Origin of the sequence: Mycolicibacterium novocastrense (assembly GCF_001570485.1) — a bacterium.
GTDB lineage: Bacteria > Actinomycetota > Actinomycetes > Mycobacteriales > Mycobacteriaceae > Mycobacterium > Mycobacterium novocastrense.
On record NZ_BCTA01000026.1, the window covers coordinates 181,910 to 205,088 of the forward strand.

24 protein-coding genes and 1 pseudogene are annotated in these 23,179 nt (G+C 67.0%); 7 read left to right on the top strand and 18 right to left on the bottom strand.

The window, feature by feature from the left end; translation table 11 throughout:
• Positions 1-182: 182 nt before the first annotated feature.
• Both RMCN_RS09260 and RMCN_RS09265 read right to left on the bottom strand, forming a co-directional pair.
• Positions 183-1,030, bottom strand: a pseudogene (locus tag RMCN_RS09260) (LLM class F420-dependent oxidoreductase).
• An 85-nt stretch (positions 1,031-1,115) separates the two neighbouring features.
• Entirely contained in the window at positions 1,116-2,612 is a 1,497-nt protein-coding gene (locus tag RMCN_RS09265) for a potassium/proton antiporter (protein WP_067388557.1), read from the bottom strand.
• 185 nt (positions 2,613-2,797) lie between these two features.
• On the opposite strand from RMCN_RS09265, the gene RMCN_RS09270 reads away from it, so the two are divergent.
• Positions 2,798-3,490 (top strand): potassium channel family protein, encoded by a 693-nt coding sequence (locus RMCN_RS09270; RefSeq protein ID WP_067388797.1) that lies wholly within the window; start codon positions 2,798-2,800, stop codon positions 3,488-3,490.
• On the opposite strand, the gene RMCN_RS09275 is transcribed toward RMCN_RS09270, so the two are convergent.
• Together RMCN_RS09275 and RMCN_RS09280 are read right to left on the bottom strand one after the other, a co-directional pair.
• Entirely contained in the window at positions 3,456-5,099 is a 1,644-nt protein-coding gene (locus tag RMCN_RS09275; protein ID WP_067388559.1) for a SulP family inorganic anion transporter, read from the bottom strand. The genes RMCN_RS09270 and RMCN_RS09275 overlap by 35 nt on opposite strands.
• Positions 5,096-5,473, bottom strand: a complete 378-nt coding sequence (locus RMCN_RS09280) for an ArsR/SmtB family transcription factor (RefSeq protein WP_067388561.1) — start codon at positions 5,471-5,473, stop codon at positions 5,096-5,098. Before RMCN_RS09280 ends, RMCN_RS09275 begins: the two co-directional genes overlap by 4 nt.
• An 86-nt stretch (positions 5,474-5,559) precedes the next feature.
• On the opposite strand from RMCN_RS09280, the gene RMCN_RS09285 reads away from it, so the two are divergent.
• Positions 5,560-6,564: a PHP domain-containing protein gene (locus RMCN_RS09285; RefSeq protein WP_067388800.1), complete on the top strand. Its 1,005-nt coding sequence runs from the start codon at positions 5,560-5,562 to the stop codon at positions 6,562-6,564.
• A 44-nt stretch (positions 6,565-6,608) separates the two neighbouring features.
• Positions 6,609-7,088, top strand: coding sequence for a hypothetical protein (locus tag RMCN_RS09290; protein ID WP_067388563.1), 480 nt, complete (start codon positions 6,609-6,611; stop codon positions 7,086-7,088).
• On the opposite strand, the gene dinB is transcribed toward RMCN_RS09290, so the two are convergent.
• Together dinB and RMCN_RS09300 are read right to left on the bottom strand one after the other, a co-directional pair.
• Positions 7,077-8,297 carry a DNA polymerase IV gene (gene dinB / locus RMCN_RS09295; protein ID WP_067388565.1) on the bottom strand — a complete coding sequence of 407 codons (1,221 nt, stop codon included), beginning with the start codon at positions 8,295-8,297 and terminating at the stop codon, positions 7,077-7,079. The genes RMCN_RS09290 and dinB overlap by 12 nt on opposite strands.
• Positions 8,298-8,317: 20 nt before the next feature.
• A complete protein-coding gene (locus tag RMCN_RS09300) occupies positions 8,318-8,965 on the bottom strand; it encodes a TetR/AcrR family transcriptional regulator (protein WP_067388567.1) in 648 nt (215 codons plus the stop codon).
• A gap of 79 nt (positions 8,966-9,044) precedes the next feature.
• On the opposite strand from RMCN_RS09300, the gene RMCN_RS09305 reads away from it, so the two are divergent.
• Entirely contained in the window at positions 9,045-10,520 is a 1,476-nt protein-coding gene (locus RMCN_RS09305; RefSeq protein ID WP_067388569.1) for a flavin-containing monooxygenase, read from the top strand.
• Between the two features lie 81 nt (positions 10,521-10,601).
• Here the strand turns inward: RMCN_RS09305 and rraA are convergent, their stop codons facing one another.
• From rraA to RMCN_RS09350, 8 genes are all read right to left on the bottom strand, one after another.
• Entirely contained in the window at positions 10,602-11,081 is a 480-nt protein-coding gene (rraA, locus tag RMCN_RS09310) for a ribonuclease E activity regulator RraA (RefSeq protein ID WP_064413103.1), read from the bottom strand.
• On the bottom strand, positions 11,078-13,900 hold the full coding sequence (locus RMCN_RS09315; RefSeq protein WP_067388571.1) for an ATP-binding protein: 2,823 nt from the start codon (positions 13,898-13,900) through the stop codon (positions 11,078-11,080). Before RMCN_RS09315 ends, rraA begins: the two co-directional genes overlap by 4 nt.
• A gap of 68 nt (positions 13,901-13,968) precedes the next feature.
• On the bottom strand, positions 13,969-14,718 hold the full coding sequence (locus RMCN_RS09320) for a MerR family transcriptional regulator (RefSeq protein WP_067388574.1): 750 nt from the start codon (positions 14,716-14,718) through the stop codon (positions 13,969-13,971).
• Positions 14,719-14,763: 45 nt separating this feature from the next.
• The gene (locus tag RMCN_RS30830; protein WP_067388803.1) at positions 14,764-15,279 is read right to left on the bottom strand and encodes a hypothetical protein; all 516 of its coding nucleotides are present in this window, start codon (positions 15,277-15,279) and stop codon (positions 14,764-14,766) included.
• A gap of 90 nt (positions 15,280-15,369) precedes the next feature.
• Positions 15,370-16,314 (bottom strand): CopD family protein, encoded by a 945-nt coding sequence (locus RMCN_RS09335; RefSeq protein ID WP_067388576.1) that lies wholly within the window; start codon positions 16,312-16,314, stop codon positions 15,370-15,372.
• Positions 16,290-16,823 (bottom strand): copper resistance CopC family protein, encoded by a 534-nt coding sequence (locus RMCN_RS09340; RefSeq protein WP_067388578.1) that lies wholly within the window; start codon positions 16,821-16,823, stop codon positions 16,290-16,292. Before RMCN_RS09340 ends, RMCN_RS09335 begins: the two co-directional genes overlap by 25 nt.
• A gap of 35 nt (positions 16,824-16,858) precedes the next feature.
• Positions 16,859-17,374 carry a hypothetical protein gene (locus RMCN_RS09345; RefSeq protein ID WP_067388580.1) on the bottom strand — a complete coding sequence of 172 codons (516 nt, stop codon included), beginning with the start codon at positions 17,372-17,374 and terminating at the stop codon, positions 16,859-16,861.
• Positions 17,375-17,381: 7 nt separating this feature from the next.
• A complete protein-coding gene (locus RMCN_RS09350) occupies positions 17,382-18,038 on the bottom strand; it encodes a DUF6474 family protein (RefSeq protein WP_064401167.1) in 657 nt (218 codons plus the stop codon).
• A gap of 253 nt (positions 18,039-18,291) precedes the next feature.
• Here RMCN_RS09350 and RMCN_RS09355 point away from each other — a divergent pair, with 253 nt between their 5' ends.
• Positions 18,292-18,783, top strand: coding sequence for an ImmA/IrrE family metallo-endopeptidase (locus tag RMCN_RS09355; protein ID WP_064395089.1), 492 nt, complete (start codon positions 18,292-18,294; stop codon positions 18,781-18,783).
• Positions 18,780-19,943 (top strand): hypothetical protein, encoded by a 1,164-nt coding sequence (locus tag RMCN_RS09360; protein ID WP_064413107.1) that lies wholly within the window; start codon positions 18,780-18,782, stop codon positions 19,941-19,943. The genes RMCN_RS09355 and RMCN_RS09360 overlap by 4 nt, the downstream gene beginning before the upstream one ends.
• A 51-nt stretch (positions 19,944-19,994) precedes the next feature.
• On the opposite strand, the gene RMCN_RS09365 is transcribed toward RMCN_RS09360, so the two are convergent.
• The 4 genes from RMCN_RS09365 to RMCN_RS09380 all read right to left on the bottom strand — a co-directional run bounded on the left by RMCN_RS09365 (position 19,995) and on the right by RMCN_RS09380 (position 22,652).
• On the bottom strand, positions 19,995-20,393 hold the full coding sequence (locus tag RMCN_RS09365; protein WP_064348517.1) for a helix-turn-helix domain-containing protein: 399 nt from the start codon (positions 20,391-20,393) through the stop codon (positions 19,995-19,997).
• A 378-nt stretch (positions 20,394-20,771) separates the two neighbouring features.
• On the bottom strand, positions 20,772-21,458 hold the full coding sequence (locus tag RMCN_RS09370; RefSeq protein WP_067388582.1) for a TMEM165/GDT1 family protein: 687 nt from the start codon (positions 21,456-21,458) through the stop codon (positions 20,772-20,774).
• Between the two features lie 259 nt (positions 21,459-21,717).
• Positions 21,718-22,251, bottom strand: a complete 534-nt coding sequence (locus RMCN_RS09375; protein WP_064348444.1) for a hypothetical protein — start codon at positions 22,249-22,251, stop codon at positions 21,718-21,720.
• A 122-nt stretch (positions 22,252-22,373) separates the two neighbouring features.
• Entirely contained in the window at positions 22,374-22,652 is a 279-nt protein-coding gene (locus RMCN_RS09380) for a S24/S26 family peptidase (protein ID WP_231744661.1), read from the bottom strand.
• Between the two features lie 85 nt (positions 22,653-22,737).
• On the opposite strand from RMCN_RS09380, the gene sodN reads away from it, so the two are divergent.
• The gene (sodN, locus tag RMCN_RS09385) at positions 22,738-23,160 is read left to right on the top strand and encodes a superoxide dismutase, Ni (RefSeq protein ID WP_064413109.1); all 423 of its coding nucleotides are present in this window, start codon (positions 22,738-22,740) and stop codon (positions 23,158-23,160) included.
• The last annotated feature ends 19 nt before the right edge of the window (positions 23,161-23,179 follow it).

Sequence of the window (23,179 nt, forward strand, 5' to 3'; positions counted from 1 at the left end):
ACTCCTCCGTCATCCGCTCAAGAGCCGTGAGTTCCCGGCCAAGGCAGAGCGCCTCATCACCGCCGACGAGCTCCGTTTGTACGGCGTCTAGCGAACTGGGAAGCGCGAAAACCCTTGCGCAGGCCCCCTTCGGCTATCCGTTTGCCAAATCGTTATATTTTCGTGACCGTCAGAAATGACGCCTAATTCCGTAGACCCGAAGCGGCGATCGCGTCGGCCAGCGGTTCGAGCACCGCGGGATCGTGCGGCGTCGGCAGATAGATGATCGCCAGATCCAGCCCCTCCTGTTCCAGGGCCGCGGCTTCGGACAGCGCCTTTTCGTAATTGCGGTCGGGGTCCAGTCGGACGTGGGCGGAGAGCATGATTTCCGATGGATCCCGCCCGATGTCGGCCAGTGGCGGGCCAGCACGTCGCGCTTGCGGGCGAACTCCTGCGGGGTTCCGCCGACGAAGTTCCAGTGCTGGGCATACCGGGCGGTGATCCGCAACGTGCGCTTTTCGCCGTTGCCGCCGATGCAGATCGGGGGGTGCGGACGCTGCGGGCCCTTCGGCTCGTTGCGGGCGTCCTTGAGTTGGTAGAACTTGCCGTCGAACGACGTGGTCTCTTGGCTGAGCAGGTTGGTGAGCACCTCGCATGCCTCCTCGAAGCGATCGAAGCGTTCACGGATGGACCCCAACTCGATTCCGTACGCCTCGGACTCCTCCTCGTTCCAGCCCGCGCCGATGCCGAGTTCGAGCCGGCCGTCGGACACGATGTCCAACGCGGAGGCCATATTGGCCAGCACCGCGGGGTGGCGGTAGTGGATGCCGGTGACGAGCACACCGACGCGCAACCGCTCGGTCGCCTGCGCGAGCGCGGTGAGCGTGACCCAGCCCTCCAGGCACGGGCCGGTGGAGTCGGAGAAGATCGGATAGAAGTGGTCGAACGTCCAGCCGGACTCGTACACGTCGATCTGGTCGGCCGCCTTCCATACCGCGAGCATGTCGGCCCACGTGGTGTTTTGCGGCGAGGTTTTGAAGGCGAACTTCACCGAACCGAGCTTAGTTCCAAGGGGCTGACAACGAGCTGTGAGCCGAGTCCGCCGCGCGATCAGTCGGTTTCGCCGCTCCGGTCGTCTATTCGGCTTCGCCGAATTCGTCGAACCAGTACGCGAGCTTGCCGCGGCGGCTCACCGCACGCAGCCGGCGTTCGGCCAGGGCGCGTGTCTTGGTGGTGGTGACAATCAGCAGCTCGTCACCGATCGCGATTCGGGTGTCGGGCTGCGGGACGAAGGTGCGCCCGTCGCGGATGATCAACGTGATCACGCACGGATCGGGTAGCCGCAATTCCAGCACGGTGACGTTGTGCAACCGCGACGGCGCCTGCACGGTCATGGTCAGAAGCTCTGCGTCCAGCACGTCGAGGGGAGCCGACTCCACCTGGATCTCCCGCGTCGCGTCCTTCGAGATCAGCCCCAGTCGATGCGCGACGAAGCGCAGGCTGGGACCCTGCACCAGCGTGAACACCACCACGAGGATGAACACGATGTTGAGAAGGCGGACGCTGTCGGGCACACCGCCCACGATGGGGAAGGTTGCCAGCACGATCGGCACGGCACCGCGTAACCCCGCCCAGGATACGAAAACCTGTTCGCGCCAAGGGATTCGGAACCACACCAAGGACAGGAACACGGATAGCGGCCTGGCGACGAGCAGCAACACCAGACCCGTCACGATGCCGGGCACCACCTCCATGGCCAGGTCGCTGGGGTCGACGAGCAAGCCGAGCAGGACGAACAGGCCGATCTGAGCGAGCCAGCCGAGACCCTCGGCGAACGAACGCGTGGCCGAACGGTGCGGCAGGCCGGTGTTGGCGAGCACGACCGCGGCCACGTAGGCGGCGAGGAACCCGCTGGCGTGTGCGGTGCCGCCCGCCGCGAACGCGACCATGCCGAGCCCGAAGGTGGCCAGCGGGTAGAGGCCCGACGCCGGAAGTGCGATGCGGCGCAGCGCCATCGAGCCCAGGTAGCCGACGCCGACGCCGATCACCGCACCGACCACCAGCTCGTAGACCAGTTCGGTGAGCGCGTGCACGGGCGACAGTTCGAGCGGGGCCACGCTGAACATCAGCACGAGGATGACGGCCGGGGCGTCGTTGAACCCGGACTCGGCCTCCAGCAGGCCCGCCACCCGGCGGGGCAGGGGCACCACGCGCAGCACCGAGAACACCGCCGCGGCGTCGGTGACCGAGACGACCGCGCCGAGCAGCAGCGACAACTGCCAGTTGATGCCCAGTAGCAGGTGCGCCCCCGCGGCGGTGATGAGCATGCTGACCGCGACACCGAGGGTCGCGAGAACGCCCGCGGGCGCGAGCACGCGGCGGATGTCGGAGAACCGGGTCGTCAGACCGCCTTCGACGAGGATCACGGCCAGCGCCACCGTGCCCAGATGGTCGGCGAGCAGATAGTTGTCGAAATTCAGGCCGAGCCCGTCTTCGCCGACGATGACGCCGACGAAGAGGAACAGCAGCAGGCTCGGCAGCCCGACCCGGCTGGCGGCCCTGGTGGCGACGATGCTCGCCAGCAGCACCACCCCAGCGATCAGCAGCACGAGATAGAGCTGCTCGAGCGTCATTGCATCCCCGTTCGGGACCGTATGGGCGGTGTGAAAGGCAGTAAAACACCTACCACGGGTGGTGGCCGGGCGCTCCGGGCCCCGAAGCTGCGCGCAAGGCCGCCGCGATGGGTAAGTATGAGTGCGTGATACGGCTGCGCTGGCGCGACTTCGACGCATCGCATCCCGTCGAGGAGCGGACGATGATGCGGGTCGGCATCGCCGGTGCCGGGGCGGTCGGCCGGTCGGTCGCGCAGGAACTGATCGACTATGGCCACAAGGTGTTGTTGATCGAACACGACGTGCGGCACTACGAACCGCGGACGGTCCCCGATGCGGAGTGGCTGCTCGCCGATGCGTGCGAGCTGTCCTCGCTCGAGGAATCCGGCCTGCAGATGTGCGACGTGGTGATCGCGGCGACCGGCGACGACAAGGTGAACCTGGCGGCCGCATTGTTGGCGAAGACGGAGTTCGGTGTCGCGCGCGTGGTGGCTCGGGTCAACGACCTGCGCAACGAGTGGTTGTTCACCGAGGCGTGGGGCGTCGACGTCGCGGTCTCCGCGCCGAGCGCGCTGGTGGCGGCGATCGAGGGCGCCATCGACATCGGTCACGTGGTGCGGTTGATGCAGTTGCGGCACGGGCAGGTGAGCTTGGCGAAACTGACGCTGCCCGAGGGTGATCCGCTGGTCGGTCAACGGATGGGAGACCTGCCGCTGCTGGAGAACACCGCGCTGGCGATCATCATCCGCGACAGCGGGATCGTCCTGCCCCGGCCCGACGACGTGCTGCAAGCCGGCGACGAGATGTTGTTTCTGGCCGGCGGCTCCACCCACGGCGAGGTCGCCGCGCTCGTGCACGGCGCGATCAACCCGGCGAGCGATCGGGTGTCAGGCGGGTGATGTGGGTCCGGGCATGGTCGATCGCCTCGTCGAGTGAGTCCATCAAGTGGTTCTCGTGGCGTAGTGAGTCGAATACGCCGACGTTGGAAAGCAAGCTCATGTGTTCCGGGCGAACACCTTTGATGATCACGGTGATGCCGCGCGCCTCCAGTTCGGTGGCGATCTGCGCCAACGAATTCGCGCCGGTGGCGTCGAGCATGCCCAGTTGACTGAGCCGGATGATCACCACCGACGTGTGCGGGTGGTCGGTATCGGTGATCTCGCTCGAGATGCGCTCGGCCACTCCGAAGAACATCGCTCCGTCCAGGCGCAGTAGCGCGATCCGCTCGTCACCGGGGCGGCGCGGCGCGGGGAGATCTTCTCGGGTCACGCTGCTGCGACGGGCCACTCCGCGCAGCGCGAAGAACGCCGCGACGACGACCCCGATCTGCACGGCTTCGATGAGGTCGAAGCACACCGTGATGGCGGCGGTCAGCGCAAACGTCACAGCATCCGAGCGCGTGGAGCGCAGGATCTTGCGAACGGTGGACAACGAGATCATCCGAAACGAGGTCACCATCAGAACGCCCGCCAATGCCGACAACGGTATTGCGGAAACGGGTCCGGTCGCCAGGTAGACGACTGCGAGCAGGACCAGCGAATGCACGATGGCCGAGACCCGGGTACGCGCGCCGGAACGAACGTTGACGGCGGTACGGGCGATGGCCCCGGTCGCGGGCATACCGCCGAAGGCGCCCGATGCGACCGAAGCGAGTCCCTGGCCCACCAGTTCGCGGTCGGGGTCGTACGGTCCCGTCGGCGCCATGGTGGCGGCGACTCGCGCCGACAGCAGGGACTCGATGGCGGCCAGTGCCGCGATCGCCAAAGCGGCACCGACGAGGGTCCGCATTGCGCCGACGTCCACGTCGGGAATGACGGGCGCGGGGAGGTGGGACGGTAGCTCACCGATGCTCGCTATCGAAATATCAAGAGCCACCACGACTATCGTCACGACTATCACGGCAGCGAGCGATTCCGGGATACCGCGGTGCAGGCGCGGCAGGGTCACCATCAGCGTCGCGACGACCGCCACCACGGCAAGCGTTTTCGCGGCTGATGACCAATCCGCTTGTCTGACAACGTTCCACGCGACCGACAAGGTGCGCCCGCCCGCCGGGCTGTCTTGGCCGAATGCAGCGGGCACCTGCTGAAGGAAGATGATTGCGGCGATGCCCAGGGTGAACCCCTCGATGACGGGCCAGGGGATGAATGTGACCGCACGGCCCAGGCCCGTGACGCCCGCGACGAGCACGAGCAGACCGGCCAGCACGGTGACGAGGGCGATGCTGCCGAGACCGTAGTGAGCCACGATCGGTGCGAGCACGACGGCCATCGCACCGGTAGGCCCGGACACCTGCACATGCGATCCGCCGAACACAGCGGCCACGAAACCCGCGACGACGGCGGTGGCAAGTCCGGCAGCGGCACCGACACCCGAACTGATGCCGAACGCCAGCGCCAGGGGTAGGGCGACGACGCCGACCGTGATTCCGGCCAGGATGTCACGCCGCCACGATCGGGGGAGTTCGCTGTAGTCCCGGCGGTTCGGGAGCAGTCGGGCGAGGTTCACTTGTCGTGCGCCAGCGGAGGCAGCGTCTTGAACGCCTCCAACCGGTCCCGGTTGGTTCCGAGGACGTCGGCGAGGAAGGTTCTGGCGATGACCAGGAGTTCGGAGATCTTCGGGTGGGCGAGTTCGTAGAGAACTGAGTTGCCGACTCGTTGTGCCGAGACCACCTGATGACGCTTGAGCACCGCCAAGTGCTGGGACAGCAGCGTGGGTTCGAGGTCGGTTTCGGCGAGGATCTCGCTGACCAAGGTCGGCTCGCCGTTGGCCGACAGAATTTCCAGGACACGGATGCGTGCCGGGTGAGCCAGCGCCTTGAACAGGTTGGCCTTGATCTCGTAGAGCGGTAGCTCAGGGCTACCGAGGAAGCGGTGGGGCATACATTCCAGCACTTGAGGGATTGAACAAATTCGCAATCCACTATATCGCCCCAGGTCTGGGCGTGCAAAACGGGCACACTGGAGTGATGGACCCCGTCAACGCCCTGCGGCAGATCGCTTACTACAAGGACCGTGCGCGCGAGGATCCGCGTCGGGTGATGGCCTACCGTAACGCCGCCGACATCGTCGAGGCCCTCTCCGACGCCGAACGCGACCGCCACGGCGCCGCCAACAGCTGGCAGTCGCTGCCCCGCATCGGCCCCAAGACCGCGAAGGTCATCGCGCAGGCATGGGCCGGTCGTGAGCCCGAGGTGCTGACCGAGCTACGTTCCAACGCAAAGGATCTCGGAGGCGGCGATATCCGCGCGGCGCTACGCGGAGACCTGCACGTGCATTCGAATTGGTCCGATGGTTCGGCCCCCATCGAGGAAATGATGTCCGCGGCAAGGGATCTGGGTCATGAGTACTGTGCGCTGACCGACCATTCGCCGCGGCTTCGGATCGCCAACGGCCTGTCGTCCGAGCGGCTGCGCCGGCAACTCGATGTCATCGACGAGTTGCGCGAGAAGGTCGCCCCGCTGCGAATTCTCACCGGTATCGAGGTCGACATCCTCGAGGACGGCTCCCTCGACCAGGAGGACGAACTGCTCGAACGGCTCGACATCGTGGTGGCCAGTGTGCATTCGAAGCTGGCGATGGATGCCCCGTCGATGACGCGTCGCATGCTCAAGGCCGTCGCCAACCCGCACACCGATGTGCTGGGCCACTGCACCGGCCGCCTGGTCACCGGGGGTCGTGGGATGCGGCCGGAATCGAAATTCGACGCCGAGAAGGTGTTCACGGCGTGTCGGGACCACGGAACGGCCGTCGAGATCAACTCCCGACCCGAGCGGCGCGATCCGCCGACCCGGCTGCTCAAGCTCGCGCTCGACATCGGTTGCCTGTTCTCGATCGACACCGATTCGCACGCGCCCGGGCAGTTGGAGTTTCTCGGCTACGGAGCGCAGCGTGCGCTCGACGCCGAGGTGCCGGTCGAGCGCATCGTCAACACCTGGCCCGCCGAGGAATTGTTGGTGTGGGCCGGTTCTTGAGAACAGTCCGCGGTTAACTGCCCCGAACGGGGTACAGGGTGACTGTGAGAAAAATTATCGGTGAGACGGCCGCGGCCCTGGGCGCGCGTGCTGCAGAGCTCGCGAACGCGGCGGGCGAGACCGCCGGTCGCCTCGTACGACGCGTCAGCGGCGAGCCCGAAGACCAGGCCGAGCACAGCAAACCGTCGTCGTCGGCGCCACCGAAGAAGGCACCAGCCAAGAAGGCGACCAAGGCTCCGGCGAAGAAGGCACCCGCCAAGAAGGTGACCAAGGTGCCCGCCAAGAAGGCGGCTGCCCAGGCGCCGGTGAAGAAGGCCCCCGCCAAGAAGACGACTGCCAAGAAGGCGGCCACCAAGGCGCCCGCCAAGAAGGCGCCCGCGAAAAAGGCTGTGCCGCCGATGAAGTCGGCGAAGACGGAAGCCGCCAACCCACCGCCGAAGCCGGTCCGGGCAGCCAAGAAGGCACAACCCGCCAAGCGGGCGAAGGCCCAGCCGCGCAAAGGCAAGCCCGGGTCAGTCGGGTAGCTGGGGCATTTCGAGACCGGGGTCGCGGCCAAGTAACACGCCGCGGGTCACCGCGGAATTGCCGTACCGCTGACGCACCTGATCAACGGCTTCGTCGACCGCGGTGGTGTCGTGGCTCTCCTCGAACGGCAGCTCGAGCTGTTGCGCGCCGTCGCGATCGATGTTGGACACTGCGAACCCGACAAGGGTGAGACCACGTTCGGCGATCAACGGCGCCGCCGCGGCCACGAGGCCCCGGGCGGTGTGCAGGATCACCTCGGTCGACGCGGTCGCGCGTGGCATCGTGTGCGACCGGGTGGCGCGGCCGAAGTCGTCGAAGCGCAGCCGCAGAACCACGGTGCGCCCGGTCCGCCCGGCCTTACGCATGCGCCGGGTGATGCGGTCGATCAGGTTGACGACGACGGCGTCGATCTCGCCCAGTGACATCGTGTTGCCGCGCCGGCCCAACGCACGCTGCGCACCGACCGAGCGCCGGCGCACACCGGTGACCACCCGGCGCCGATCGATGTTGCGCGACAACGCGAACAACCGGCTGCCCATCGCCGCGCCGACGAGGGATCCGAGAGTGGACTCGCTCAACTCGGCGACGTCGGCCACCGTCTCGATGCCGTAGGTGTGCAGCTTCTCGGCGGTCTTGGCGCCGACACCCCAGAGTCGGCGCACCGGCAACGGGTGCAGAAACGCCAGCTCGCGATCGGGTGGGACGAGTAGCAACCCGTCGGGTTTGGCTTCCTGGCTGGCGACCTTGGCCAGGAACTTGGTGCGCGCGATGCCGACGGTGATGGGCAGGCCGACCTCCTCACGGACCCGCGCCCGCAACCTGGCCGCGACCTCGACAGGGGTGCCCGAGACCCGCCGCAGCCCCGACACATCGAGAAACGCCTCGTCGACCGACAGCGGTTCGACCACCGGAGTTGTGTCGTGAAAAACCTCGAAGACCGCGCGGCTGGCCTGGGAGTACGCCGACATGCGTGGAGGCACGACGATCGCGTGCGGACAGAGGCGGCGTGCTTCTCGTCCGCCCATCGCGGTGCGCACACCGTATGCCTTGGCCTCGTAGCTGGCTGCCAGCACCACGCCTGCCCCGACGATGACGGGCCGGCCGCGCAGCGACGGCTCGTCACGCTGTTCGACCGAGGCGTAGAACGAATCGAGGTCGGCGTGCAGAATGCTGGCCGAGGCCGCCCCGGAACCAGTGGACACGAACATATGTTCGCATCGAGGACCGACTAGTGGCGAGTGGTGCCGTAGATGCTCGTGACCCAGATGTGGGCGAGGGTGTCGACGAGCTGCTCAGGGCTGACCGCAGGCTGCTCGGATGCGAAGGCTGCAAGCATCGTGCGCTCGTTCATCAGGTTCAGCGACGTCGCGAGATCCTGCGCCGGAATCGTCTCGGGCGCCTCGCCTCGAGCGCGTTCACTCTCGATCGACGCGGTGGTGTGGTCGATCCACTTCTGCATGAAGCGTGACCACAGCGCGCGAACGTCGGGATTGGTGGGCCGGGCGTCGGCCCCCGCGAGCGTGACCGCGCGGTGCGCACCGAATGTCCCGAACAGGGCGTTGATTGCCTTCCACACTCCGGCGGGATCCACCGCGGGATCCATGCCGCCCATCGCGTCGTCGGCATTGCGGTCGGCCTCGGCGATGACTTGCTCGACGAGCGCACGAAGCACCGCGTCCTTCGACGGGAAATAGAAGTAGAACGTCGGACGGGAGATTCCCGCGCCTTTGGCCAGGTCGTCCACCGAGATGTCGGCCAGCGATCGGTCCTCGAGCAGCGCCTCGAGTGTCGAGAGAATCGCCTGTTCACGGTCATCGCCGGAGGGGCGGCCGGAACGGCGTCCCCGCGGTCCGCGGGACTGGCTGACGGCGGTCACATCCAACGACTTTACACGCTGTCGAGATTATCGACACAGTGTTGACTAACTCGACACCCCGTTGATACGCTCCGGTACCATGAGCGAACACCTCGACGTCGTCATCGTGGGCGCCGGTATCTCCGGCATCAGCGCGGCCTGGCATCTGCAGGACCGCTGCCCGAACAAGAGCTACGCGATCCTGGAGCGCCGGGAGAACCTCGGCGGTACCTGGGACCTGTTCAAGTACCCCGGCATCCGCTCCGACTCCGACATGTTCACCCTGGGCTTCCGGTTCAAGCCGTGGACCTCGGAGAAGGCGATCGCCGACGGGCCGTCGATCATGGCGTACCTCGAGGAAACCGTTGCCGAGTACGGCATCGACAAGCACATCCGCTACCGCCATCGCGTGCTGTCGGCGGACTGGTCGGATGAGAACAACCGCTGGACCGTGCGCGTCGAGCGCGACGGACAGGAAGCCGAAATCACCGCGTCGTTCTTGTTCGCCGCGAGCGGTTACTACAACTACGACCAGGGCTACACTCCCGAATTCGTCGGCCGTGACGACTTCGAGGGCACGATCATCCATCCGCAGCACTGGCCCGAGGACCTCGATTACCAGGGCAAGAAGATCGTCGTGATCGGTAGCGGCGCGACCGCGGTCACCCTGATTCCGGCGCTGGCCAACTCCGGCGCCGGCCACGTCACGATGCTGCAGCGCTCACCGACCTATGTCGGTTCGCTGCCCGACGTGGATCCGTTCGCGGTTCGGACGAAGAAGACGCTGCCGGAGAAGCCGGCGTATGTACTGAACCGCTGGAAGAGCATCCTGTTCCAGTCCGCGCAGTATCAGATCAGCAGGCGCTTCCCGAACTTCATGCGCAAGCAGCTGATGACCATGGCGCAGCGCCGGCTGCCCCAAGGCTATGACGTCCAGAAGCACTTCGGGCCGCGCTACAACCCGTGGGACGAGCGGCTGTGCCTGGCACCCAACGGCGATCTGTTCAGGACGATTCGCCACGGCAAGGCCGACGTCGTCACCGACACGATCGAGCGGTTCACCAAGACGGGCATCAAGCTCGCCTCCGGTGAGGAGCTCGAGGCCGACATCATCATCACCGCAACGGGTTTGAACCTGCAGCTGTTCGGCGGTGCGGCGATCATGCGCAACGGCGAGCCGATCGAGCTGAACGAGACCATGGCCTACAAGGGCATGATGCTGACCCACATGCCGAACATGGCATTCACCATCGGCTACACGAACGCGTCATGGACGTTGAAGGCCGACCTGGTCTCGGAGTTCTTCTGCCGGGTGCTGAACTACATGGACGCCAATGGATTCGACCGTGTCGAACCGATGCATCCCGGCAACAGTGTCGACGAACGCCCGCTGATGGACTTCACCCCGGGATACGTCCTGCGCGCGCTGGACTATCTGCCGAAGGCCGGACATGTCGCGCCGTGGCGCCTCAAGCAGAACTATCTGCTCGACCTGCGGCTGATTCGTCGCGGCAAGGTCGACGATGAGGCGCTGGAGTTCACCAAACACCGTGCGTCGGTGAAGGCTTCGGCCTAACCGGCGTCTCGCGTCCGCGACTGTGCATTCTCATACGCCACGGCGGCGTGTCGCGTATGAACCCGCACAGTCGGGCGGGAATTACGGTTCGACCACCACGATGCCGTCGTCGTCGCTGTAGGCGATATGGCCGGGCGTGAAGACCACGCCACCGAACTCGACGTCGATATCGCGGTGGCCTTCACCGGTTTTCGTGCTCTTGCGCGGATTGGTGCCCAGCGCCTTGATGCCGATGTCGAGGGTGCGCAGTGTCGCGGAGTCGCGGACCGCGCCGTTGATGATCAAACCGGCCCAACCATTTTCGACGCCGAGCCCCGCGATGACGTCGCCGACCAACGCCGAGTGCAGGGACCCGTCGCCGTCGATCACGAGCACGCCGCCGTCACCCGGCTCGGACAGCACGGACTTCAGCAAGGCGTTGTCCTGGAAGCACTTCACCGTGACGATCGGCCCGGCGAACTGCGCACGCCCGCCGAATTGGCGGAGCTGCAGATCGCAGCTGCGCACGTCGGGGCCGATGTCGTCGACGAGGTCAGCGGTGGGGCGGGGCTCGATGCTCACCGGTCGATGGTAGGGGAGCCGGTTTCGACGACGGCCAGGGCGTAGGTGATCGCGTCGTCCATACCCATCTGTCTGCCCTCGGCATGAAGCTCTCGAGCGCGTCCATCACCCAGAGCTGCCGCGACGATCCGGCCGGTGTCGTGCATCGCGGTGACGACGAAGTTGGCGTTCGGGCCTGTGGGGGCCGCGGCGTGTCCGCCCGCGTTCCTCGATTCGGCCGCCGCGCGCTGGAAAGTCGCGTAGGCGGCGCCGAGAAGGACACCGGCTGCTTCGGGTTGGTGTTCGGCCAACGCGCGGGCGTATGTCGCGAGACAGGGAGCGACCTGCAACGGCGCCATCACCCAGCGCTCCAATTGCATCGAACGGGCACCGAGCCGCAATGCGAGATTCCAGTCGCCGAGTCGGCCGGCCGCCAACGACGCGGTGAGGACTCCTGATGGACTGGCCTCCCCCGGGTCGGCGCAACGCTCGACACTCTCCCTCAGAAGGGTTCTGGCCCGCGCCGGGTACGTGTCGGTCAGGGCGAGCGCGAGGGAGTTGAGAGCCATAACGATTGCCGCGTGCATCCCGGACCGCCGGGCCAACCGGAGTGCCTCTTCGGCCCGCGCGACTTCCTCGGTGCCGTCACAACCGCCGAGGAGCGCCGCGTTCACCGATACCGCGAGGGCGACGGCGGCCAGAGCTGGATACCCGTCCGCTTCAGCTATTTCGGCGGCCGAACGATATGCCGACACCGCACCCGAGTAGTCACCGGATGCGAGCGCAGCCATCGCGATGAGATTGAAGCCTTCCATCGCCACTCTCGGCCGATGGCTGGTATCCGGATGCGGCGCATCGGCTTCAACGGCCTGCCTGCGCCATTCGTCGGCGCGGTCGAAATCCCCGGATAGATAGGCGTGCCAGGCCGCCGCCATCAGCACGCGAGGATAGCCGGGCTGCTGGTCGGCGCCCGGGAGATCGATCACCCGGGCGGAGGGTCTGCGGATCTCGAAAACCTCGCCGGTTCCGCCGTAACCGTGATGATGCGGATGGTCGGCGACCAGTTGCACGGCCAATCGCGTGTGTCCTTTGTCGATCGCCGTGGCGAGCGCCGTGCGGATGTTCTCGCGTTCGAGATTGATCCTTCTGGACCAACGAATCTGTTCGGGCCCGTAGTAATGTTCTGCCGCCCTCGCGGACAGATCCCCATAGAAATGGGCGTGCTTGAGTAGCAGCGCGTCCGTCTCGCCCCACTCGGCCAGCTTCTCCTCTCCGTACTGACGAACCGTCTCGAGCATGCGGAAACGGGTTCCAGCCGAGCTGTCTTCGGTTACGACGAGTGACCGCGACACCAACGTCGTGACGAGGTCCAGCATGTCCTCGGAGCGCAACGGATCCTCACTGCACACCTCCTCGATCGCCTCCAGGGTGCACCCCGCCGAGAAGATGGCCATCCGGCCGAGCAGCCGCTGTTCATTCGAGTTCAACAGTTCGAAGGACCAGTCGATGGCCGCACGAAGTGTGGCATGCCTTTCGACGGCGCCACGCCTTCCTCCGGCAAGCAGCTGGAATCGGCGGTCGAGGCGCTGGGCGAGTTCTGCGGGGCTCAACGCGATGACTCGCGCCGCTGCCAATTCGATGGCCAGCGGAACCCCGTCGAGTCGCTGACAGATCTCCACCACCGCGCGAGAGTTGTGCTGGGACAGCGTGAAATCGGCGTTGACGGCACGTGCGCGCTCGACGAAAAGCTTGACGGCGTCGGTGTTCAACAGGGTCTCGAGGGCGTCGTCCGGCAGTCCGGCGTTCATCGGCGGTAACGCGATCAATTGCTCACCGTCGACCGCGAGACCTTCGCGGCTGGTGGCCAGTACGACGACATCGGGACAGTCCCGCTCGATCCGAGCCACCAGGCGGGCGGCCGCCCCGATCAGGTGCTCGCAGTTGTCGAGCACCAACAGCAGCCGCTTGTTCTCGAGCATTTCGAGCAACAGTTCGTCGAGCGGCTGTCCGGCCCGGCTGGACAGCCGGAACACCGCCGCTACGGCCGTTGAGATGCCGTCCGGGTCGCGGACCGCCGCCAGGTCGACAAGCCATGCCCCGTCGCGATAGCGGGGCAGTACGTCGGCCGCGACCTGCAACGCCAACCGTGTTTTTCCGACCCCACCCACACCCGTCACCGTCACGACGCGCGAGCCGGCGAGCGCGGCAGTCACGCGGGACACCTCCGTCTGGCGACCGATGAACGAACTGACCTGTGCGGGAAGGTTTCCGGGGAAGGCGTCCAGTGTTCGGAGCGGCGGAAATCCATGGTCGGCCGTATCGGCGGCCAGTTCGAAAATACGCATTGGCCGACCGAGGTCGCGCAGTCGATGCTCGCCGAGGTCGACGAGGTGGGATCCGTCGGGAAGTTCGTCGCGCACAAGCGGTTCGGTGGCACCCGACACCACGGTCTGCCCACCATGAGCGGCCGCCATCAACCGAGAGCAGCGATTGACCGGCTCGCTGACATAGTGGTTCTCGACCACGACCGCCTCGTCGGTGTGTAGTCCGATCCGGGCGCGAAGTGGTTTCGGCGTGTGCCATTCCTCCTCGAGGAGTGAGTTGCGAAATAGCGTCGCTGCGCGCACGGCGTCACCGGCCGTGGGGAACGCGGCGGCCATCCCGTCGCCCATTCGCGCGAACACGAACCCGTTGTGCTCGGCGATCGTCTGCTCCAACAGTTCGTCGTGGCGAACCATGGCGGCCTTCATCGCCTCGGGGTCCTGTTCCCACATGCGCGTGGACCCTTCGAGGTCGGTCATCAGGAACGTCACCGTGCCCGACGGCGGTTGCCCAGTCATGCTCCCCACCCCGTTGACGTCGGGTACCGGAAGCGTAACTTCGCGACGTTCGCGTCGGGTCCAGTTGATCAGCTATCGGCGCTGGCCGCGATGACGTCGTGCACAAATTGCGCGAGCCCCGGCTCGGCGTCGTCGTAGTAGCGCTTGAACCGCTCGTCGGCCAGATACATCTCGGCCAGGCGCACGTGCATCTCGTGATCGCAGTCGTAGAAGCGCTCGATGTTCGCGCGGTGCCAGGCGGCCAACTCGTCCGCACGCTGTGTGCCGGGAGCGACACCGTCGCGGTGAGCATCGGCCAGCGCCGCCAACAGCGCATCGTTGTCGGTCTTGAACTCGATCCAGTCCTGCTTGGTCATCCGCGCCGTCCGCTGCCGCGACTGAGTCCACGCGTCCGAACCGCCCCACCGCTGCTCGGATTCGGCGGCGTACTCGTCGAACACCGCGCTACCGAAGATCTCGACCTGCTCGTCGGCGGTCAGTTGTACGCCATTGCGGTGTGCGCTCATCAGTTCCTCCACTGCCTTGATCGTGTGCTGCAGGTAGTCCGCACGGTCCAGCAGCAGCCGGTGCTGCCGCTCGAGGTGGCCCAGCACATGCCCGTCCCCGTCCAGCAGTGCGCGGATCTCCTCGAGGGGCATGTCGACCGACCGGTACACCAGCACCAGGTGCAGCCGTTCGATATCGGCGTCGGTGTATCCGCGATAGCCCGCCTCGGTACGCACGCTCGGCACCACCAGACCGATGTGGTCGTAATGGTGCAAGGTGCGTACCGAGACACCCGTCAGGGTGGCCACCGCGCCAACGGTCATGGCGTCCATGACGCCACTATCGACCCTGACGCGGCGTGAGGGTCAAGCGATTTGTCAGTCCTCGTCGCTGCCCCGGCGGATCAGCAACACCACGATGATCGCCAGCACACCCGCCGCGATGGCCGCCGCAACCGGCAGCCGTGACGGTTCGGGCCCGATCAAAGGCGTCGGCGGCGGGCCGGCCACCGGATTGCTGGCGGCAGCAACCGTCGACTTTGCCTGTGCGGCAGTCACTTTCGCTGCAGACTCAACATCGTTGCCGGTAGCAGCCCGCTCGGCTGCGGGCGCCTTCTTGGCCGGCGTCTGCTTCGCCGGGCCCTTGGCAGGGGCTTTCTTGGCGGGCGTCTTCTTCGCCGGTGCGGCCTTCTTCACCGCTTTCTTCGCGGGGGTCTTCTTGGCGGCCTTCTTGGCGGGAGTCTTCTTGGCGGGCGTCTTCTTCGCCGGTGGGGGCGGGATCAGCGGGTCTGGCGAGACGCTCGCGGACTCCGCGGCGGCGGGCTGCGGGGTCGACTGATCCGCCGGTGGTGAGCTGTGCGGCTGTTCGTCGGGTCGGCCCTGCTGGTCTGCCATCGGGCTGCTCCTTTGCAGTGTCTCGTCGCCGGGGCCGCCGAGCGTGCGGCCGAAAGTCGATCGGTCCATCATGCCAGGTCGGATATGGCACTAACCCGTGACGGCCAGACCGGCCGCCAGGACCAGCGCGACGAGCATCAGTGCGGTTTCGACCCGCGCCCGCGTCCGGGACACCACCGCCGAGGCGGTATGTGACCGTGCGGCGGGGAGCCACATCGTGCGATTTCGCCAGCCGAGGACGACGAGCGCGACCGTCACCGCGATCTTGGCCGACACCAGCCGGCCGTAACCGGTCGCGTACAGGTCGGCCGGTGCGCCCAACCGGATCGCGGCGCCGACCACCCCGCCGACCAGCAGCACCACCACACAGGCCAGCGACAGCGCAGAGAAGCGCGGCAGCATCCTGGCCCACTGACCGCGGTGGTCGACGGTCAACACCAGCGCTGCCAGCGCACCGACCCACAACGCGGCGGCCAGGGTGTGCACGGTGACCGCCACACCACCCAGCGGGCTGTCCGCGAAGTGCCCCGTCAGTTGGCGTGCGACGACTCCGACCGCCGCCGCGCCGATCACGGCGACATTCCACGACGCCGTCCGCGGTGCGACGAGCGCCGCCACGGCGATGGCCGCCGCGGCGACCAACGCGAGCATGCCCGCCCGCCCCGCCGCGGTCGTCGTCGCGAAGTCGAGGGTGGTCTGCACGCCGAGCCGGAACACCGGCAGCGAGGCGGTCTGTGCCGCCGCGACGATCATCCGGCTCAGCTCGGCGAGCAGCCACAACACCGAGGCGGCCGCCAACGGTCGCGTCGAGCGGGCCAACAACTCGCCGCGGTGCCGTTCGCCGTCGAGCATCGGCACCACGGCCAAGCCCAGCGTGACGACACCCGCGCAGTCGGCCAGGACCCGCACCACTGTCGAACTCAGCGACCCGTGCGGGTAGGCCAGCGCCCAGGACAGGCCGGTCGCGGCGGCCGCGAGCACCGCCCCGACGACCACGGTGCGCTGACGGGTCACGCGCGCCGCCGCACCGCCCATATCGCGCCGATACCGACGATGGCGACCGCTCCCACGAAGAACGGCCACACCGGGATTCCGTCGTCGGCGGGGGTTTCGGCCGGTGCGGCCGCCGACGGCCCCGGTGTCCCGGTTCCCGGCACGCTCAGCTCGAACGTCCAGGACCCGTTGACCACGTGCCCGTCCGCCGACGTCGCCCGGTAGTTCACGGTGTAGAGCCCCGACGGTCCGAGCGGGCGAACGCCGACGCTCAGGACAGCGTCTTGGACCTGCGGTTCGCCGGTCGACCACAAATTGCCGTCGGGGCCGACGACGGTCATTGCCGCGAACTGTGGCTGCAGCGCCTCGCTGAACGTCGCGGACACCGTTTCGGGCGCCTCGGTCAGCCGGGCGTTCTCCGCCGGATCCGACGCGATGCGGGTTGCGTGCGCGGAGGCGGTGCCCGCGGTGGCCAGCACTGCGACCGTCAGCCAGAGGATCAGGGCCACGGTGGTGAGGGCGCGACGGGGCACCCTGGTGATGGTTCTCATCGAAACAAGTCTTTCTCTTGCCGTTGGTATGTCGATCAGCGTGCGGGGCTGACCGGCGGCCCACGATGAGACATGGAAGCGGCCAGAAGCAGCGCGGAGCGCAGCGGTTGTTCGGGCCGCCGCGCGATGGGGCGAGCATGCGGTGCGGGCGGCGGGCACACCACGCGTACCGCCACGCGCATCACGCGCGACACCACCCCGCACAGCCGGTCGCCCGCCGCGATCAGCACCGCACCGACGCCGACCGCCACCGCGTGCGCGGCCACCATCGCCGCGGCCCGCGGCGCGTGATCATGCCCGGAGGCGCCCAGCACGATGTGGCCGACGATCTGGCCGCACGCCAGAACCGCAAGCAACACAAGGGTTTTCGAAGCACCCGACAGCGTGGCCGTCAACGTGCCGACGGTCATCGCGACGATGCCCAGCGCCACGACCGCGGCACCGGTGGGCGGCTCGGCACCGCCGTAACCGTGCGCGGCCACGGCGAGCGCCGCCGTCAGCAGCCCCGACGCCGCGCCACGAAGGCGGGCCGCGAAGCCGGACGGCGACACTTGCGGCTCAGCTCACGCCGAGCCGAGCCATCAGGTCGGCGTCGATTCCGTCGAGTTGACGTTCGATGGCGGCGTGCGCAGAACGTCGCCTCGACGGCGGCATGTGCTCGGCGGCGGCGATCGCGGCGGACAGGTCCCCGAGACGCTCGGTGATCGCCCCGACGAACTGTTTGGTCTCGGCGTCCTTCGGCTTCTTCTCGGAGACCAACCGCAACGACTGCTCGGCGCCGGCTATGCGGGCCGACAACTGGGCGCCGTGGCCGTTGAACTGGCCGACCTGGCTGAGCGGAACCCCGAGCCGCTCCGCCCGGCGTTGGTCGGCATAGCCGCGCGCGGCGATGGCCGCGCGGTAGCCGACGGGCACCACGATCGGCGCGAGCAGTCGCGTCACGGTCAGCACACGACGAATTCGGCCCGGGGCGAACAGCTTGCCCTCGCGGGCGGCCTTCAGTTGCGTCTCCGCGACCTTGAGGGCGGCCCGGTCACTGTCGCGCTGAGCCTTGATCTGCGCCTTGAGCGCCCTGGCCTCGGCCCGATGGGCGGACTTGATGCGACGGGCTTCGTTCTTGGCGGCCAACTTGGCCTCCAGTTTCGCCTTCGCCTTGATCGCGCGGGCCTCGGCCCTGCGGGTGGCGCGGGTTTTGCGTCGCTTGAACGGGCTCATCCCGGCTGCCTCCCGGAGGTCTTTTCGGTTGCTGAGGTCATGGCTGTGCAGGTTGTCGGTGCAGCACAACCCTATCGTTCACGGTGTTGAGGCTGCGGGCGGCTCGGCGCCGGCGAAGCCGTGCCGGATGCGTCTTGGCTGCATGGCGTATTGAGGGCATGCTTATACGGACCGCAAAGTTCGCGAACTGACTGAAGAAGCCGCCCGTCAAGACGGCGGACAGCGCATAGTGGACTGGTCGGAAGGGGGATCCATGCCAGCTAACCGCCGTGTCACCCGCGCGGTCGGGGCCGTGCTCGAACTGGCTCCGCGGCACGGGGAGGTGTCACTTACCCGACTGGTCGAGGCCGTCAGCGAAGACCGCAAGCGACCCATCGAACTCAAGATGGCCGAGCTGCCGCCCGGCGTCTGTGGGCAATGGCGCCAGTACAACGACCACGACGTGTTCCTGATCCAGAAGGGGCTGCCCGCCTGGGACCGGACCCTGGCCCACGAGCTGGGGCATCTGGTGTTGGGCCACGACGGTATCCCTGTCGCGCAGGCCGCCGAACAGAGCACGGAGTTCGCCAGCTCCGATCTGATCAGCTACATGCTCAACCAGCGGACCGGATGTATGGGTCCCGCGGGTGAGGAGGCCGAGCAGGAGGCCGAGGACTTTGCGGCCCTGCTGCTGTACCGCCTGGGCCGGCTTCCGTCGGACCGGTCGTCGATCGTGCAGGTGCGGCTCGGAGAGGCGTTTGGTTGATCGTCTGGGTGATCGCCGGTCTGCTCGGACTGGCCACCGGACTACGCATCGGATGGGCGCTGGTCAACAAGCAGAGCCTGGTGAGCACTGCGATGATCGTCGCGCTGGCGAGCCTGGCGTTGATCGCCGCGCTGAATTGGCAACCCCTGACGCTGCTGATTGATCGGTTGCTGCGCTGGCCCAACATCTCCCTGGGCCTGTCGCAGGTGGCGCTCGTGGCCTGCGCTGCGGGCAGTTGCGTGATGATCACGACCGTGTCGTCGGTGCGTAAACCGGCGACCATCCGCAAAATCGCCTTCGCGCAGTACAGCGTCGCGGCCGTGATCGCCGTGGTGACCGGGGTGGCCTTCTTCTCCGCCGGCCGTCAGCCCGAGATGTCGCCCCAGGAGTATCTGCAGCGCAACCTCAGCGGCGGTGGAAACACGTTGCCGTGGTTGCTGCCGCTGCTCTACGTGCTGCTGGCGTTGTCGCTGGTCTCGTGGGCGGGGCTGCGCTATTCGAACCGCAGCCGCCGCGGGCGCGCGCTGTTCGTGTTCACGATCGGCATCGTGCTGATCGTGGTGGCGTCGGCCTTCTTCTTCCTGCGCGCCCTCGACCGCGACGGACCGGTCGGCGTCGGGGCCGCGGCGACGCTGCTGGGGTGCGCGATGCTGGTCGTGGCCGCGGGCTCGCTGCTGCCCAGCATCGAGGACTGGTTCGGCGCCAGACGCGAACTGCGGGCGATCCAGCCGATCCTCACCGAGCTCGGCCGCAGGCACCCTGACATCGGTATCGGCGTCCGGCCGCGCGGGCCGCTCGTCTTCCGGGTCGCGGAACGGATGTCGTTGATCTCCGACGCGCTCTACCTGGAAGCCACGGCCGCCGAGCACCGGCGCAGACTCCGGGTCGACCCGCGCGGTGCGGTGTCCGGCGATGACGCCGACGCCGACGAGACGGACCTCGAATCCCCACCCGTTCCGCCGCGGGAACAGGCCAGGGCGATCGCCCAGTGGATCCATTCCGGGACCGAGGGCGCTCCGGAGGACAGGCGCGTCGATTTTCCCGGACTGGGATGGTTGAACCAGCCGAGCGAGTACTCCGACCGCGAATGGATCTTGGAGATCGCGGAGCAGTACAGAGCGCTGACCCGTCGCGGCGGCGCGACGGGTCAAGCAGCGTAGCTGGTAGCGCGGCCCCGCTTCGCCAGCTGTGGCGCGGTGGGCCGTACCGGGCTAATCGTCGAGATGCTCGCGGCGACGCAGCTCGTCGACCTTTTGGACGATGTCCTGCTGGGCCTCCGGCGACAAGCCGACGGTGCGTGCGGCAATACGCCGGACACCCTCGTCACGCATGCTGGCGAGCCAGGTCAGTTCCTTGTCGAGCTTCTCGTAGTACTCGTCATCGGTGAAGTAGGCCGGCTTGATCCGGAAGAAGTTGGCAAGAGCGGCCATGGTGGTGGCAGAGGGGTTTGTGCGGTTGCCCGAGCGCAGCTGCGAGAGGTACGGAGCGGACATGGTGACGCCCTCGGCCTTCAGTGCCGCGATCACCTCAGCGGAGGTGTGCGGGCCGCGTCCCGGCGGGTAGACCGTGTCAAACAGCCGGTTCAGGCGAGCGGCGAACGTCGTGCTCATCGATATGACCTCCACATGCATTGGACGAGCGGTGTACAAGCGGCGTATTTGCTGATCATCGTAGCGAGTGTTGTGGCAACAACCAAGTGCAAACCCGGGAAAAGTTGATCCGCCCCCGCGCTCGACGCCCGCTACTGTGCCGGCCGCGACGCATTCCGCGTGCGCCGACGCCTCTACCATACGGTGCGACGAAGCAAACAAAGGCGACTTTGTCGAGCTAGTTTTGCTCGGAGACCGGACAGTGCGCCCACGGCACTCCCCGTGACCGCCGCCGGCAACATCGATTGCATGCATTCGGGCGCAAAGTGGCGTTTGCCAAATTCCGCACGGATGGTCGCGGAGCCGCTGCGAGTCGGGCGCCGAACACGCAGGTCGAGGTCAGGACACCTGGGTCGACGGCTGATCTGTGCCGTCCGGCGCGGCGGCCCGGCGACGGCGGATCAGCCAGACCACCAGCACCGAGACGGTGACGCAGGCCGTGACCGCCACGGCAACCCACCGCAACCCCAGCGCACCGTCGAACAGCAGCCACAGGCCGAAAAGCAGGAACAAGACGCTGGCCAGACCGTGCAGGAACCGCTCAGGCAATCGGCGGTGCATCAGCCTGCCCGCCGCGATCGCGGCGCCGTCGGCCAGGATCATGCCCGCGGTCGCGCCGATCCACACGCCTGTCCAGTTGTGTTCGCTGGCCAGGGCAACGGTGGCCAGCATCGTCTTGTCGCCGAGTTCGGCCAGGACGAACGACGACACGATCGCGGGCACGACGAACCGCGGCTCGGCGATCCGGATCTCGTCGTCGCCGCCGTTCTCGCGCCACGTCCACACGGCGAACAACAGGAAGGCGATGGCGGCGACGAACGCGATCGGGCGTTCGGGCAGCGTCATCCCGAGAAAGTGTCCGATCGCGACGGACAGGCCGTGCACCAGCATCGCGGCGATCCCAACGCCGGAGAGCACAACCCACCACCGGTAGCGCAGCGAGTAGGTCATGGTGATCAGCTGCGACTTGTCGCCGAGTTCAGCGACGAAGACCACGGCCAGACTGACCAGGATGGCGGGGAGCATTCGGACGACCCTTTCGACGCGTCGCCGACGAAGCGGTGCTCACGTCCGCCGGCTTCGGTCGAAGGTCTCGCCCACCACACGTCGGGTGTGGTTCGCCGGCCGGGCTTGCGCCAGTGTGTCGACACGACGATTGGGGGCTACTCCCCTTCGCTTACTGACCCGACCATAGCGCCGGTATCGCGGATGCGCCACTGCCACCTAGGGTTTCGGGGACCCGAAACCACTATTCAGGCGCCCGAATCGAATGCTTCGAAAGCCCTTATGCCGCAAGCAGCATCGCAAGGATCGCGGTGTCGGGATGGCTGATGGGGTCCACGCCGACGCGACTCACCATGGAGGTCACTGTCCCGTCGGATTCGGCTTCCACCCACGCCGCGCGGTGCTCGAGGCCGAGGTGGGGGAGGCCGGGCAGTAATACGCAACCGGAGGCCGCCCCGCTGCACTCCGGCAGCGAGGGTGTGGTTTCCGACGGAGGATGCAACATCAACAGAGCGGGTGGCTGGTGCTCGGCGAAATAGCCTGGCGGTACCGCTGATTCACCGACCACGGTGCCCTCGGCGACAACCAGGCCGACCGTGTTGGGTTCGGGTTCGTCGGGCAGTTCTTCGCGGGCCCCGAAAATGGTTGTCGTGGAGAGCAATCCGGGAAGTGATGCAACGCGCACGGCCACCATCAGCAACTGTGCCCATTCCTTGGTCGAGTCCGGCCAGCGGCCCGAGATGACGAAGCCCTTGAGTGAACCGCGTGAATGAAAGGGGGCGATCTCGATCGCCTTGCCCGACTCCCTCTCCATATCGCCTCCGCGCCATCGGTGTTCGGACGCCGGCCGCTGGCCGACTGATGGCCCGACACGCCAGTGGGTCGATTTTCCCAGCATGCGGCAGAACTTGCCTGGCACGCAAGTGGACACGACTGCTAATCGCCGGAATCTGCGCGGGCAGTCCACAGCACGCGGTACGACCCGGCCGCCGCAATCCAACCGAAGTCGTGGGAGTCGGCGGCACCGGGCGCGCCCGGATTGTCGGAGCGGGCTTCAAAGATCACGTCGCGACCGTCGGTGTAGACGTCGCCGACCCGCTTGACGAGCCACCGCGTCGAACGCCGCGGATCCTGGAACACCCGAAGCTGTCCACGCCGAATGCTCCCGCCCCGCATGGCCAATAGGCCGTCGCCGGGGCCGACCGTGGGGCGCATCGAGTCGTCGACCACGCGGAACAGCCGCAGCGGCCAGCGTCGCGGTGTCTGGTTGCGGCGCACCCCCAAAGGGTAAGTTAGGACCATGCTGCATCGATTGTTCAACAACGCGACCCCTGCCCATGCCCACTGCGATCTGTACTGCGGCGTCTACGACCCCGCGCAGGCCAAAATCGAGGCGCTCTCGTGCCTCAAGACGATCCAGAAGTATCACGACTCAGACGATGACCACTTCCGCGCGCGCGCCATCATCATCAAGGAGCGGCAGGCCGAGGAGGTCAAGCATCACCTGATGGTGCTGTGGGCCGACTTCTTCACCAAGGATCACTTCGAGCAGTTCCCCAACCTGCACCAGTTGTTCTGGGACGGCGTGCACGGTGCCGGCGACGTCAAGAAGTCACTCGATGTCGCCGTCGCCGAGAAGCTGCTCAAGACGATCGACGAGATCGCCGACATCTTTTGGCAGACCGACAAGGGCAAGCAGATGGGCGTCTATCCGCCCGCCTGAGAACCTTCTCGACATCGAA